We start from the raw sequence: 13,641 nt of genomic DNA on the forward strand, positions 1-13,641 counted from the left end.
TCTTAGGAAAGTTTCCTATTAGTACGCCCGAGGCTAAGGCCATGGTCTGACGTCGGTCAACGTTCTCGTAAGGGGGTTAATCTGCGCTTAAGGTACACATAAGAAAGGGCCCCCGAAGGGGCCCTTGTCAAACCTGCTTACGGAGCCAGACGGTGCCGAGCGGGGGAACCCGCAGCCGCACCGAATAGGGCAGCCCGTGGCGCCCGACCTCGGTCGCCACCACGCCGCCGAGGTTGCCGACACCGCTGCCGGCGTATTCGTAGGCGTCGGTGTTGAGGACCTCGGTCCAGGTGCCGCCCTCGGGCAGGCCCAGGTGGTAGTCCTCGTGGGGCCCGCCGGAGAAGTTCGTCACGCAGGCCAGCGCCGACCCGTCGGTCCCGTAGCGGACGAACGAGAACACGTTCCCGGCGAAGTCGTCGGCGTCGATCCAGCGGAACCCGTCGGGGGTGTCGTCCTGGGTGTAGAGCGCGGGGGTCTGCTTGTAGATCCCGTTCAGGTCGCGCACCAGGTTCTGCACGCCCCGGTGGAAGTCGAAGTCGAGCATCCACCAGTCGAGGCCCTTGGACTCCGACCACTCGCTGCCCTGGCCGAACTCGCCGCCCATGAACAGCAGCTGCTTGCCGGGGTGGGCCCACATGAAGGCGTAGAGGGCGCGCAGGTTGGCGAAGCGCTGCCACTCGTCGCCGGGCATCTTGCCCAGCAGCGAGCCTTTCAGGTGGACGACCTCGTCGTGGGACAGCGGCAGCACGAAGTGCTCGGAGTGGGCGTACATCAGCGAGAACGTGAGCTGGTGGTGGTGATACTGACGGTAGACCGGCTCGTGGGCGAGGTAGGCCAGAGTGTCGTGCATCCAGCCCATGTTCCACTTGAAGCCGAAGCCGAGACCGCCCAGGTGCACGGGCTGCGAGACGCCGGGCCACGCGGTCGACTCCTCGGCGATCGTGACGATCCCCGGCGACTCGCGGTAGGCGACGGCGTTCATCTCCTTGAGGAACTCGATCGCGTCGAGGTTCTCGCGGCCGCCGAACTCGTTGGGGGTCCACTCGCCTTCGCGGCGGGAGTAGTCGAGGTAGAGCATCGAGGCCACGGCGTCGACCCGCAGGCCGTCGATGTGGAACTCACGCAGCCAGTAGACCGCGTTGGCGACCAGGAAGTTCCTCACCTCGCGGCGGCCGAAGTCGAACACGTAGGTGCCCCAGTCGGGGTGCTCGCCCCGGTGGGGGTCGGCGTGCTCGTACAGGGGAGTGCCGTCGAAGCGCGCCAGGGCCCATTCGTCCATCGGGAAGTGGGCGGGCACCCAGTCGACGATGACCCCGACGCCGGCCTGGTGCAGCGCGTCGACCAGGACGCGGAACTCGTCGGGGGTGCCGAACCGGGAGGTCGGCGCGTAGTAGGAGGTCACCTGGTAGCCCCACGAGCCGCCGAAGGGGTGTTCGGCGACCGGCATGAACTCGACGTGGGTGAAACCCATCTCCGTCACGTACGCGGTGAGCTGGTCGGCGAGTTCGAGGTAGGACAGCCCCGGGCGCCAGGAGCCCAGGTGCACCTCGTAGGTCGACATCGGCTCCTTGAGCACGTCGCGGGCCGGACGGGCGGCCATCCACTCCTCGTCGTTCCACGAGTAGGTGGTCTCGTCGACGACCGAGGCGGTCAGCGGCGGCACCTCGGTGCGCCGCGCCATCGGGTCGGCCTTGCCCCGCCACACCCCGTCGACGCCCAGGATCTCGAACTTGTAGCGGGTCCCGGCCCCCACGCCGGGGATGAACAGCTCCCACACCCCGGACGACCCCAGCGACCGCATCGGGTGGCCGCCGCCGTTCCAGTGGTTGAAGTCGCCGATCATCCGTACACCCAGGGCGTTGGGCGCCCACACGGCGAACGCGGTGCCCTCTTCGTCTTCATGGATGAGCGGCCGCGCGCCGAGCACCTCCCACAGGCGCTCGTGGCGGCCCTCGCCGATCAGGTGCAGGTCGACCTCGCCGAGCGTCGGCCAGTGGCGGTAGGGGTCGCCGGCCTCGACGGCGTCGGCGCCCTCGTATTTGACCCGCAGGCGGTAGACCGGGATCTTGTCCAATCCTTCGAGGAGGGTCTCGAAGATCCCGAACTCGACGTGCTCCAGCGCATGGACCTCGCCGTCGACCAGCGCCTCGACCTTCTCCGCGAACGGCCGCAGCACCCGGATGACCACGCCCTCGCCCGTCATATGGGCGCCCAGGATCGAATGGGGGTCGTGGTGGGCACCCCCGGCGAGGCGGTCCAAGTCGTTGCTCATATTCCAACTCTCAATGTTTCGTGGTGAACGCCGCCAGGGGGATCGGCAGCCAGGACGGCCGGTTGCGCGCCTCGTAGACCACTTCGTAAACGGCCTTGGCGAGCTCCAGGGCGCGCATCATCACGACGTCGGCGGGGCGCAGGTCGCCGCCCGACTTCGTGTAACCGGACAGGAACGCGGCGCGGTTGCGGACCGCCCACTCCTCGGCCCGGTCTTCCAGCGTCTCCGCGTCGGGGTGGTCGGCGAGCAGGTGGCGGGCGGCGTACTCGAAAGAGCGCAGCATGCCCGCGACGTCCCGCAGCGGCGAGTGGAGCGCGCGGCGCTCGGCCAGCGGCTGCCCCGGTTCACCCTCGAAGTCCAGCACGATCCAGTCGGTCATGCTCCGCATGACCTGACCGAGATGGTAGTCCCCGTGCACGCGTTGCGCCGGCACGGGTTCGTCGATGGCGGCCAGCAGGTCGTACGCCTCCCGCGCCACGTCGGCGTGGTCGGCCAGCGACGGGACCTCCTCGACCGCCCGTTCCAGCGAGGCCCGGAACCCCTCGGCCAACGCGCGCATCTCGTCGGGATCGAGGGTGCCGGACCCGAAGGCCTCGCGCATCTCCCGATGGACCTCGGCGGTGGCGATGCCGAGCCGTTCGGCCTCGGCGGCGAAGTCGCCCCCGGCGTCGCCCGCGGTCACCTCGCGGGGCGAGGCGTAGAGATCGCGGACGCTGGTCAGCGCCATCGCCCAGCCCTCGCTGGCGCCCCCGAGGAACGCCTGCATGATCGCCAGGGTGGTGGACTCTCCGTCGATCTCCCCCTGGATCCAGCCGAACGGCCGGGCCACGTGGTGGGACCCCTCGCCGGCCAGCGCGCTGACGATCTCCAGTTCGGGATTCATCCCCGGGACGACCACGCGGAACATCTTGAGGATGTACTGGTCGCCGAAGACGATCGAGGTGTTGGACTGCTCGGCGGTCATCACCAGGCTGCGCTGGGAGGTGTCGATCTCCACGTCGGCCGCGCGGTGGAAGGTCAGCGGGCCGACGGTCGCGTCGTCGGCGATGCCGTTGAGCAGCCGGCCCATGAGTTCGGCGTCGTGAGCGGCGTCGTACACGTCGCGTTCGCGGCCGTCCCACTCGCAACGGCCGATGTAGACGTGGCGCAACCTGCTGTTCAGCGTGTCGCGCAGCCCCAGCAGGAGCTGATATCGGGTCGTGCGCTCACCCTGGCGCACCGAGATGATCAAGTGGGCCAGGGCGGGGTCGCCGTCCATGAGCGGGACGGTTGACACGATCGACAGATCGTCGATCGGCCGCCCCTTACCGGCGAACCATCGTTGATCGGGGATCCATCCGGTAAGGAGCTCGGCAAGCACTTTCTAATCCTCCCGGGACGACGGCGGGATGGTGAACCAATAGAACCCATGCCCCGGGAGCGTCAAAAGATACGGAAGTTCGCCAATCGGGGGGAACGGGACGTTACCCGTCGCCTCAATGGGTGAAACCCCCTCGAATCGGCGCAGGTCGAGCTCCACCGGCTGGGGGAAGCGCGACAGGTTGTTGACGCACAGCACCCGGTCGTCACCCAGTTCCCGGACGAACGCCAGCACGCTCGGGTTCGAGGAGTTGAGCTCGGTGAAGTCGCCCAGCCCGAAGACGGGGTGACGCTTGCGGATCTCGATCATCCGCTTGGTGAAGTGGAGCAGCGAGCCGGAGTGCTTCTGCTGCGCCTCGACGTTGATCGCCTGGTAGCCGTAGATCGGGTCCATGATCACCGGCAGGTAGAGGCGGCCGGGGTCGCAGTCGGAGAACCCGGCGTTCCGGTCGGGCGTCCACTGCATCGGGGTGCGCACCCCGTCGCGGTCGCCCAGCCAGATGTTGTCGCCCATGCCGATCTCGTCGCCGTAGTAGAGCACCGGGGAGCCCGGCAGCGACATGAGCAGCGCGGTGAACAGCTCGATCTGGTTGCGATCGTTGTCGAGCAGCGGCGCCAGGCGGCGGCGGATGCCGACGTTGGCGCGCATGCGCGGGTCTTTGGCGTACTCGGAGTACATGTAGTCGCGCTCTTCGTCGGTGACCATCTCGAGCGTCAGCTCGTCGTGGTTCCGCAGGAAGATGCCCCAGTGGCAGTTCTCCGGGATCTTCGGCGTCTGGGCCAGGATCTCGGAGATCGGGTAACGCGACTCCCGGCGGACCGCCATGAAGATGCGCGGCATCAGCGGGAAGTGGAACGCCATGTGGCACTCGTCGCCGCCGGTGACCGGGTCGCCGAAGTATTCGACCACGTCGCTCGGCCACTGGTTGGCCTCGGCCAGCAGCACCCGGTCGGGGTAGAGGCGGTCGATCTCGGCCCGGACCCGCTTCAGGTATTCGTGGGTCTGCGGCAGGTTCTCGCAGTTGGTGCCGTCGGCCTCGAACAGGTAGGGGATGGCGTCCATGCGGAAGCCGTCGATGCCCAGGTCCAGCCAGAAGCGCAGAACCTCCAGCATCGCCTCCTGAACGTCCGGGTTCTCGTAGTTCAGGTCGGGCTGGTGGTGGAAGAACCGGTGCCAGTAGTACTGCTGGCGGACCGGGTCATAAGTCCAGTTGGACGTCTCGGTGTCGATGAAGATGATCCGGGCGTCCTTGTAGAGCTCGTCGTCGTCGTTCCAGACGTAGAAGTCGCCGAACGGGCCCGTCGGGTCGTGCCGACTGGCCTGGAACCACGGGTGCTGGTCGCTCGTGTGGTTCATGACCAGGTCGGCGACGACCCGGATGCCGCGTTTGTGTGCCTCGTCGACCAGCTTGATGAAGTCGCCCAGGTCACCGAAGTCGGGCAGGATCTTCATGAAGTCGGCGATGTCGTAACCGCCGTCACGCAGCGGCGACTCGTAGAGCGGCAGCAGCCAGAGGCAGTCGACGCCGAGCCACTCGAGATAGTCGAGCTTCTCGATCAGGCCTCTGATGTCGCCGGTGCCGTCACCGTTGGAGTCGGCGAAACCGCGAATGAGCACCTCGTAGAAGACGGCGCGTTTGTACCAGGACGCATCGCGCGGCTTCTCATGCGTGAAGGTGTTCGGAATCGGCTGGTTCGGCTGATTCTGCGGACTCGGCTGAGGTGTCGTAACGCTCACCTGTGGACTCCCCGGTTGGTGCAGGGCTGCGGATTAAGGGCGGTGCGCTGACCCGTGACGCAGCGTGAAGATGTGTGCAGGATTGACATGCGGATCGAGGCGCACGTAGTTGGCCTGCCGCCAGCGGTACGACTCGCCGGACAGCTCGTCTTCGACGACGAACTCGGCATGCCAGTCGAGACCCAGGGCCGGCATGTCCAAGAAGACGGTGCCCTCATGGGTGTTGTGTGGATCAAGATTGACGACCGTCAGCACGACGTCGCCTATGGCGTGCCTTCGTGTGGCCGTGTCGTAGGCGCCCGGCAGCCGCTTGGAGAAGCAGATCACGGCCGGCTGGTCGACGCTGTGAAACCGTAGATTACGCAATTCCTGAAGCGCCGGGTGGGCTCTTCTCAACAAATTCAACTGCGTGATGAACGGCGCCAGACTACGACCCTCACGTTCGGCCGCCTGCCAGTCACGGGGCCTGTACTGGTATTTCTCGCTGTCGAGGTACTCCTCGCTCCCAGGACGAACGGGGACACCCTCCCCCAATTCGTAGCCAGAGTAGACGCCCCACGTCGGTGACAGCATCGCCGCGAGCGCCGCTCTGATCTTGAATCCTGGCATCCCGCTGTGCTGAAGGTACTCGTGCAGGATGTCGGGCGTGTTGACGAACAGGTTCGGCCGCATGAAGTGGGCCGTCTCGTGCGAGAGCTCGGTGAGGTACTCCTCCAGCTCCGGCTTGCTGTTGCGCCACGTGTAGTACGTGTACGACTGGTGGAACCCGATCCGGCCGAGCGTCCGCATCATGGCGGGCCGGGTGAAGGCCTCGGCCAGGAACAGCACGTCGGGGTCGGTGTTGCGGACGTCCCGCAGCAGCCGCTCCCAGAACGACACCGGCTTGGTGTGGGGGTTGTCGACCCGGAAGATCCGCACCCCGTGGTCCATCCAGTGCATGACGACCCGGCGGACCTCCCGGTAGATCCCTTCGGGGTCCTTGTCGAAGTTCAGGGGATAGATGTCCTGATACTTCTTCGGCGGGTTCTCGGCGTAGGCGATCGTCCCGTCGGCCCGGATGTTGAACCACTCGGGGTGCTCCTTGACCCACGGGTGGTCGGGCGAGCACTGCAGCGCGAGGTCGAGTGCGATCTCCATGCCGAGCTCACGCGTGCGCGCCACGAAGGAGTCGAAGTCGTCGATCGTGCCCAGATCGGGGTGGATCGCGTCGTGCCCGCCCTCTTCGGCGCCGATCGCCCACGGGCTGCCCGGGTCGTAGGGCTCGGGCGTGAGGGTGTTGTTGGGTCCCTTCCGGTACGCCATCCCGATCGGATGGACCGGCGGCAGGTAGACCACGTCGAAGCCCATCTGGGCGACCGCGGGGAGACGCTTCTCGGCCGTCTTGAACGTGCCCGACTTGGGGGCGACGCCCTCTTCGACGATGGCGCCCTCGGAGCGCGGGAAGAACTCGTACCAGGAACCGAACAGTGCTCGCCTGCGGTCGACCATGACCTTGTGGCGGACGGTTCGGGTGACCAGCTCGCGCAGCGGGTGGGCGGTGATCAGCGCCTGCGTCTCCGGGAGCTGCGCGGCGGCGAACCGGGCCCGCGGGTCGACGTCGTCGTCACGCAGCCGGGCGGCCATCGCCTGGAGCGCGGCTCTGTGGCCGCAGACGGGCGCGGTCTTGGCCGGAGGCTTCTTGGTCTTGGACGTGACCGTCTTGCGTGCTTTGGCCGGGGCGTCCGGGCAGTCGGCGGCGCGGACCGCCTTGGCGGCGCGGTCGAACAGCCGCGCGCCCTCCTCGCACATCAGATCGGAGTCGAGACCCCGCGGGATCTTGATCCCGGCGTCGTGGAGCCAGGTGGCGATCGGGTCGCTCCAGGCCTCGACGCGGTAGGACCACAACCCTTCCGAGGGCAGCGTGACGTCGACGCCCCAGCGGTCGGTGCCGGGCGTGAGTTCCCGCATGGGTCTCAGACGGCCGGGCACGCCGTCGGGGTCGAAGAGCACGACCCCGGCGTTCACCGCGTCGTGTCCCTCACGGAACACGACGGCGGTGATCTCGAAGGATTCCCCGGCGGCGGCCTTGGCGGGTCGCTTCCCGCAGTCGACGACGGGATGGATGTCCTGGATTGGGATTCTTCCGATCATCGTTTCTCAACGTAGCGACGGCACGCCCGGTACCGCCGGAGACCACGGGGCAATTGTCGATCTTTGTTCTGTCTTGGGGCAGCATGAACCACAGCCCGCTGACCGGGCCACTCGCTCATACTGGAGTTGCCCTAATGCTCCCCCTTTACCCGCCAGAATGAAAGTCAGTCCGGCCGGTCAAACCCGTGTGTCATCCACGGGTCTCCGGAGGTTCGTGTGGCGTACACGTACTCACCGGGCGCTGGGCTCATCGGTGAGGTTTGAGCAGGTATGCCAACGGTGAGTTGGCACTGTGTGGCGCCAAGTTCCGGCCACATCCACCCCCTTCGATCGCCTAGGGTCTGGCCACGTGAGAGCAATTCGCAGGTTCACCGTCCGTACCGTTCTACCGGTCGAGCTCGCCCCGCTTGGCGAGCTGGTCCAGAATCTCCGCTGGTCCTGGCACCCGGAGACGATGGACCTGTTCGCCGAGGTCGACCCCGAGGTCTGGGAGCGGGTCGAGCACGACCCCGTGGCCCTGCTCGGCGCCGTCTCGGCCGAGAGGCTGCGTGCCCTGGCCCAGGACCGCCGGTTCCTGCGCCGGGTGGCCGACGCCGCCGACGACCTCCGTGAGTACATGACGGCGCCGCGCTGGTACCAGACGCTGGAGAACGCGCCCGCCGCCGTCGGTTACTTCTCACCCGAATACGGCATCGCCGCCGCCCTTCCCCAATATTCGGGCGGCCTCGGCATTCTGGCCGGAGACCATCTGAAGGCCGCTTCCGACCTCGGAGTGCCGATCCTGGGCGTCGGCCTGCTCTACCGGCACGGCTACTTCACCCAGAGCCTGTCGCCCGAGGGCTGGCAGCTCGAGCACTACCCGTCGCTCGACCCGGGCGGCCTCCCGCTCACCCTCCTCAAGGAGGACGACGGCACCGCCGCGCGCATCCGCATCAGCCTCCCGGGCGGCGCCGCCCTGCACGCCCAGATCTGGATCGCCCAGGTCGGCCGCGTCCCGCTGCTGCTGCTCGACTCCGACGTGGCCGACAACGACACCACCGCCCGCGACGTCACCGACCGCCTCTACGGCGGTGGCGGCGACCACCGCCTGCTCCAGGAACTCCTGCTGGGCATCGGCGGCGTGCGCGCCATCCGGGCCTACTGCCGCGTCACCGGCCACCCCGAGCCGGAGGTCTTCCACACCAACGAGGGCCACGCCGGCTTCCTCGGCGTGGAGCGCATCCGCGAGCTCACCGAGGCCCGCCTGTCGTTCGACGAGGCGCTCGAGGCCGTCCGCGCGGGCACGGTCTTCACCACCCACACCCCGGTCCCGGCCGGCATCGACCGCTTCCCCGCCGACGTGATCGCCCGCCAGTTCGGCGGCGACAACTCCTGGCCGACCGTGCCGGTCGACCGCATCCTCGCCCTGGGCGCCGAGCCCGAGTCGCACGGCGGCGACGGCGAGAAGGCCGTCTTCAACATGGCCGTCATGGGCATGCGCCTGGCCCAGCGGGTCAACGGCGTGTCGGTCCTGCACGGCGAGGTCAGTCGGGAGATGTTCCAGGGCCTGTGGCCGGGCTTCGACCTGTCGGAGATCCCGATCGGCTCGATCACCAACGGCGTGCACGCCCCCACGTGGGTCGGCCGCGAGGTCATGGAGCTGGCCGGCAAGGAACTGCCGACGATCGTCGAGCGCGCCCAGGGCTGGGAGGGTGTGCAGAAGCTGTCGGACGCCGACCTGTGGACCATCCGCGGCCAGCTGCGCGCCAACCTGGTCAACGAGGCCCGCAAGCGCCTGCGCAAGTCGTGGCGCCAGCGCGGCGCCTCCGACGCCGAGCTGACCTGGTCCGACGAGGCCCTGTCGCCCGACGTGCTGACCATCGGCTTCGCCCGCCGGGTGCCGTCCTACAAGCGGCTCACCCTGATGCTGCGCGACCCCGAGCGGCTGCGCTCGCTGCTGCTCGACCCGGTCAAGCCGGTCCAGATCGTGATCGCCGGCAAGGCCCACCCGGCCGACGAGGGCGGCAAGAAGCTCATCCAGCAGATCATCAAGTTCGCCGACATGGAGGACGTGCGGCACCGCATCGTCTTCCTGCCCGACTACGACATGACCGTCGGTCAGTTGCTCGTCCAGGGCTCCGACGTCTGGATGAACAACCCGCTGCGCCCGCTGGAGGCGTGCGGCACCTCCGGCATGAAGTCCGCGCTGAACGGCGGCCTGAACCTGTCGATCCGCGACGGCTGGTGGGACGAGTGGTACGACGGCAACAACGGCTGGGCCATCCCGACCGCCGACGGCGTCGACGACCCCGAGCGGCGTGACGAGCTGGAGGCCAACGCCCTCTACGACCTGATCGAGCGCGAGGTCGCCGACCGGTTCTACGACCGGGCCGCCGACGGCCTGCCGCGCCGCTGGCTGGAGATGGTCAAGCACACCCTCAGCTCGCTCGGGCCCAAGGTGCTGGCCGGGCGGATGCTGCGCGACTACGTCGTCGACCTCTACAGCCCGGCGGCCGGCGCCGCGCAGACCCTCTCGGCCGACGGCTACGCCCAGGCCAAGGCGTTCGCGGCCTGGAAGCTGCGGGTCTCGCAGGCGTGGCCCGCCGTGCGGGTCGAGCACGTCGAGACGGCCGGCATCGGCGACACCCCGGAACTCGGGAACGCCATGGAGGTCAGCGCCACGATCGCGCTGGGCGAGCTGTCGCCCGACGACGTCGAGGTGCAGGCCGCCTACGGCCGCGTCGGCCAGCACGACGAGCTGATCGACCCCAACCACGTGAAGCTGACCGTCGGTTCGCTCGACGACGACGGTCACGCGACCTTCACCGGCGTGATCCCGCTCGACCGCACCGGCGCGTTCGGCTATTCGGTCCGGGTGGTGCCCTTCCACCCGCTGATGGCCTCGCCCGCCGAGCTCGGCCTGATCGCGGTGCCCGAGGAGCCGGCCGGGATGACCAACGGCACCCTCCGCTGAGCCGTCCGGGCCAAGGATCTACCTCACAGACCGGTCTTCCCAGGTGGGAGGGCCGGTCTGTGCGGCTATTGTGACCATAGCGCGCGGAACGTTCCGTCCATCCCGGATAAGGTTTCGGGTCATGCGGCCCGTCCTCCGCCTCATCCTGCGTGTGCTCGCCCCACCCCGGCTCCGCCGGGCCGTCCGCGTCCGAGTGGATGCCCGATACGTCACCCGGGCCGATCACCGGCAGGACCTCAAAGAGGCCCTGTGGGAGATCCAGATGCTGCGCCGGGAAGTGGTGGCGCTGCGCCGTGAGGTCGATCGATTGCGGAGCTACTGATGCGGGTTTACCTGTCCGTCGACATGGAGGGCGTCACCGGGCTCACCGATCCCGAGGAGATGCACCACGGCGGCCGGGGCTACGACCGCGGCTGTGAGTTCATGACCGGCGACGCCAACGCCGTCGTCCGCGGCGCGTTCGCGGCCGGGGCGACGCAGGTGCTGGTCAACGACGCCCACGGCTCGACCAGGAACCTCCGCATCGATCGGCTCGACACCCGCGCGACCCTGATCCGCGGCTCCGGCAAGCCGCACCGCATGGCCCAGGGCCTGGTCGAGGGCTTCGACGCCGCGATCTTCGCGGGCTACCACGCGCGGGCCGGCGTTTCTCATGGCGTGCTCAACCACACGTGGATGGGCAAGGAGATCCAGAACGTCTGGCTGAACGGCGAGATCTGCGGCGAGACCCGGCTGGTGGCCGCCTACGCCGGGTTCGTGGGCGTGCCGGTCGCGCTGGTCACCGGCGACGAGGCGGTCTGCGCGGAGGCCCGCGAACTGCTCGGCGACGTCGAGACGGTGGCCGTCAAGCAGGGCATCGACATGTTCGCCGCCGAACTGCTGCCGATCGAGGTGGCGCAGCGGAGGATCGAGGAGGGGGCCGCTCGGGCGCTGAATCGCCTGGCCGACTTCCGCCCTTACGTGATCGAGCCGCCGTACACGCTCGAAGTCGAGTGGAACAGCACCGCCATCGCCACGGCCTGCGGGATCATTCCGGGAACCCGGCACAACGGGGCAAGGCGCACCGAGTTCACAACGGCCGACTATCGGGAGATCATGGCCCTGTTCGGGATATACGCCATGATCGCCGGTCAGGTCGCTTGTGGAAGCGGTGTATATGGATGACAGGTGAGTTAACCCGCCGGGCCCTGCTCCACGGCCTGGGCGCCGCCGGTGGCGCGGGCGCCATGCTGGCCGCGATGGGAGCCCTGGGACTCGTACCGGGTAGTCAGTCCCATGCGTTCCGGGCGCCGCAGCCCGGCGACTTCTCCCTGACCGGGCGCTCGCCCAAGCGCGTCGTGGTCCTCGGCGCCGGTATCGCCGGCCTCGCGACGGCCTATGAACTGCGCAAGGCCGGGTACGACGTCACGATCCTGGAGGCCGCCAAGAAGGTCGGCGGCCGGAACCTGACACTGCGCGGCGGCGACGAGATCACCGAGATCGGCGGCGTCACCCAGGAGGCCGGTTTCCGCGACGGCACCTACTTCAACGCGGGCCCGGCCCGGATCGCGCAGTGGATGATCACCATGGACTACTGCCGCGAGCTCGGCGTTCCGTTGGAGATCTTCGTCAACTCCAACGCCGACGCCTACGTCCACACCGGCGGGAAGTCCGTCCGCTACCGCACCGCCCGCGCCGACACCTACGGCTACCTGGGCGAACTGCTGGCCAAGGCGACCAACCAGGGCGCCCTCGACGCCGACCTGACGGCGGCCGACAAGACGAACCTGCTCGACCTGCTGCGCGAGTTCGGCCAGCTCGGCGAGCAGTTCACCTACGAGGGCGGCGAGCGCCGCGCGAACACCGGCCCGATCCCGTCGGTCAGCGAGGTGCTGGGCTACCGCATCCCGCAGGCCCTGTTCTGGGACCTCGCCCACGACCAGGCCATGCCGATGTTCCAGCCGGTCGGCGGCATGGACCGCATCGTCGACGCCCTGGCCGCCAACGTCGGCCGCCACCGGATCAAGACGAACACCCCCGCCACGCGGATCACCGACAACGGCCGTGAGGTCGTCGTCGAGTACAAGAACGGCTCGATCAAGGCCGACTTCTGCGTGGCCACCCTGCCCCCGCACGTCCTGGCCCGCATCCCGGGCAGCCTCCCGCCCGAGGTCGTCCAGAGCCTGGGTTCGGGTTTCAACTTCTCCGGCTCCAAACTCGGCCTCGAATACGGCCGCCGCTGGTGGGAGCTCGACGAGGACATCTACGGCGGCACCACCGAGACCGACCTCGACATCCGCACCATCTGGTATCCCTCCCACGGCTTCCACGAACGCCGCGGCCTGCTCGTCGGCTACTACCACCTGCTCGACCAGGCCGACTCCTACGACGCCCTGGCACCCGCCGCCCGCCTCGAACGCGCCCTGAAGGAGGGCGAGAAGGTGCACGGTCCCCGCTACCGCAAGGACCTGCTGTCGAGCATCTCCATGTCGTGGCGGAAACGGCCGCACATCGAGGGCATGTTCACGGCCGGACTGCAGGGCGGGCTCCTGGAGCAGGCCCACGGCCGCGTCTACCTGGCGGGCGACTGGCTGACCGACCTGGTGGCCTGGCAGGCTGGAGCCTTCGAGTCCGCGCGCAAGGCAGTGCTCCTGATCCACGAAAGGGCGCTGAAGGAGAACTGATGCTGAGCTGGGTCCCCGTCGCCGAAGGCGCCGAACTTCTGGCCGAACCGGTGGCGAAGGCCGTACCGGACCTGAAGATCGACCTGAAAGTGGCCCCCATCGACCCGGATCTGGCCGACACCGCCGCCTTCTGCGAGAAGTACGACATCGCACTGGAAGACTCGGCCAACTGCGTCATCGTGGCCGCCAAGCGCGGCGGCGAGACCCGCTACGCCGCCGTGATGGTCTTGGCCACCCACCGCGCCGACATCAACGGGATCGTCCGCCGACACCTCGACGCCCGCAAGATCTCGTTCGCCCCCATGGACGACGCCGTCTCACTGACCGGTATGGAATACGGCGGAATCACCCCGATCGGCCTGCCGGAGGGCTGGCCGGTGCTCGTTGACGAAAACGTGACCCGCCGCGAGTTCGTCGTCATCGGCAGCGGGCTTCGGCGGTCCAAGCTGGCGCTTTCCGGTAGTGATCTCGTCACCGCCACTCGTGGCGAGGTGCTCTTGCTCAGTTTGTGACCGTAGGGTGGGAA

At 68.2% G+C, this 13,641-nt stretch carries 9 protein-coding genes; 5 read left to right on the plus strand and 4 right to left on the minus strand.

What is annotated here, in order from left to right; genetic code table 11:
• Positions 1-127: 127 nt before the first annotated feature.
• From glgB to AW272_RS09415, 4 genes are read right to left on the minus strand one after another with little or no spacing between them, the layout of a single operon-like run.
• Positions 128-2,272 (minus strand): 1,4-alpha-glucan branching protein GlgB, encoded by a 2,145-nt coding sequence (glgB, locus tag AW272_RS09400; RefSeq protein WP_066362777.1) that lies wholly within the window; start codon positions 2,270-2,272, stop codon positions 128-130.
• A gap of 10 nt (positions 2,273-2,282) precedes the next feature.
• Positions 2,283-3,632 carry a maltokinase N-terminal cap-like domain-containing protein gene (locus tag AW272_RS09405; RefSeq protein WP_066362778.1) on the minus strand — a complete coding sequence of 450 codons (1,350 nt, stop codon included), beginning with the start codon at positions 3,630-3,632 and terminating at the stop codon, positions 2,283-2,285.
• 3 nt (positions 3,633-3,635) lie between these two features.
• Positions 3,636-5,369 (minus strand): maltose alpha-D-glucosyltransferase, encoded by a 1,734-nt coding sequence (gene treS, locus AW272_RS09410; protein ID WP_066362779.1) that lies wholly within the window; start codon positions 5,367-5,369, stop codon positions 3,636-3,638.
• A gap of 33 nt (positions 5,370-5,402) precedes the next feature.
• Positions 5,403-7,499 (minus strand): alpha-1,4-glucan--maltose-1-phosphate maltosyltransferase, encoded by a 2,097-nt coding sequence (locus tag AW272_RS09415; RefSeq protein WP_066362780.1) that lies wholly within the window; start codon positions 7,497-7,499, stop codon positions 5,403-5,405.
• A gap of 349 nt (positions 7,500-7,848) precedes the next feature.
• On the opposite strand from AW272_RS09415, the gene glgP reads away from it, so the two are divergent.
• From glgP to AW272_RS09440, 5 genes are all read left to right on the plus strand, one after another.
• The gene (gene glgP / locus AW272_RS09420; protein WP_066362781.1) at positions 7,849-10,452 is read left to right on the plus strand and encodes an alpha-glucan family phosphorylase; all 2,604 of its coding nucleotides are present in this window, start codon (positions 7,849-7,851) and stop codon (positions 10,450-10,452) included.
• A 121-nt stretch (positions 10,453-10,573) separates the two neighbouring features.
• Entirely contained in the window at positions 10,574-10,774 is a 201-nt protein-coding gene (locus AW272_RS09425) for a hypothetical protein (protein ID WP_066362783.1), read from the plus strand.
• Complete coding sequence (locus AW272_RS09430) at positions 10,774-11,616, plus strand: M55 family metallopeptidase (protein WP_066362785.1); 843 nt, start codon at positions 10,774-10,776, stop codon at positions 11,614-11,616. The genes AW272_RS09425 and AW272_RS09430 overlap by 1 nt, the downstream gene beginning before the upstream one ends.
• Positions 11,613-13,115 (plus strand): flavin monoamine oxidase family protein, encoded by a 1,503-nt coding sequence (locus AW272_RS09435; RefSeq protein WP_066362787.1) that lies wholly within the window; start codon positions 11,613-11,615, stop codon positions 13,113-13,115. The genes AW272_RS09430 and AW272_RS09435 overlap by 4 nt, the downstream gene beginning before the upstream one ends.
• Positions 13,115-13,627 carry a YbaK/EbsC family protein gene (locus tag AW272_RS09440; protein ID WP_066362790.1) on the plus strand — a complete coding sequence of 171 codons (513 nt, stop codon included), beginning with the start codon at positions 13,115-13,117 and terminating at the stop codon, positions 13,625-13,627. Before AW272_RS09435 ends, AW272_RS09440 begins: the two co-directional genes overlap by 1 nt.
• The last annotated feature ends 14 nt before the right edge of the window (positions 13,628-13,641 follow it).

Source organism: Herbidospora mongoliensis (genome assembly GCF_001570545.1).
Classification (GTDB): Bacteria; Actinomycetota; Actinomycetes; order Streptosporangiales; family Streptosporangiaceae; genus Herbidospora; species Herbidospora mongoliensis.

Bases quoted from the DNA above. Each gene is read 5' to 3' on its own strand.
- glgB (WP_066362777.1), bottom strand. From the start codon at position 2,272: ATGAGCAACGACTTGGACCGCCTCGCCGGGGGTGCCCACCACGACCCC.
- AW272_RS09415 (WP_066362780.1), bottom strand. From the start codon at position 7,499: ATGATCGGAAGAATCCCAATCCAGGACATCCATCCCGTCGTCGACTGC.
- AW272_RS09425 (WP_066362783.1), top strand. From the start codon at position 10,574: ATGCGGCCCGTCCTCCGCCTCATCCTGCGTGTGCTCGCCCCACCCCGG.
- AW272_RS09430 (WP_066362785.1), top strand. From the start codon at position 10,774: ATGCGGGTTTACCTGTCCGTCGACATGGAGGGCGTCACCGGGCTCACC.
- AW272_RS09435 (WP_066362787.1), top strand. From the start codon at position 11,613: ATGACAGGTGAGTTAACCCGCCGGGCCCTGCTCCACGGCCTGGGCGCC.
- AW272_RS09440 (WP_066362790.1), top strand. From the start codon at position 13,115: ATGCTGAGCTGGGTCCCCGTCGCCGAAGGCGCCGAACTTCTGGCCGAA.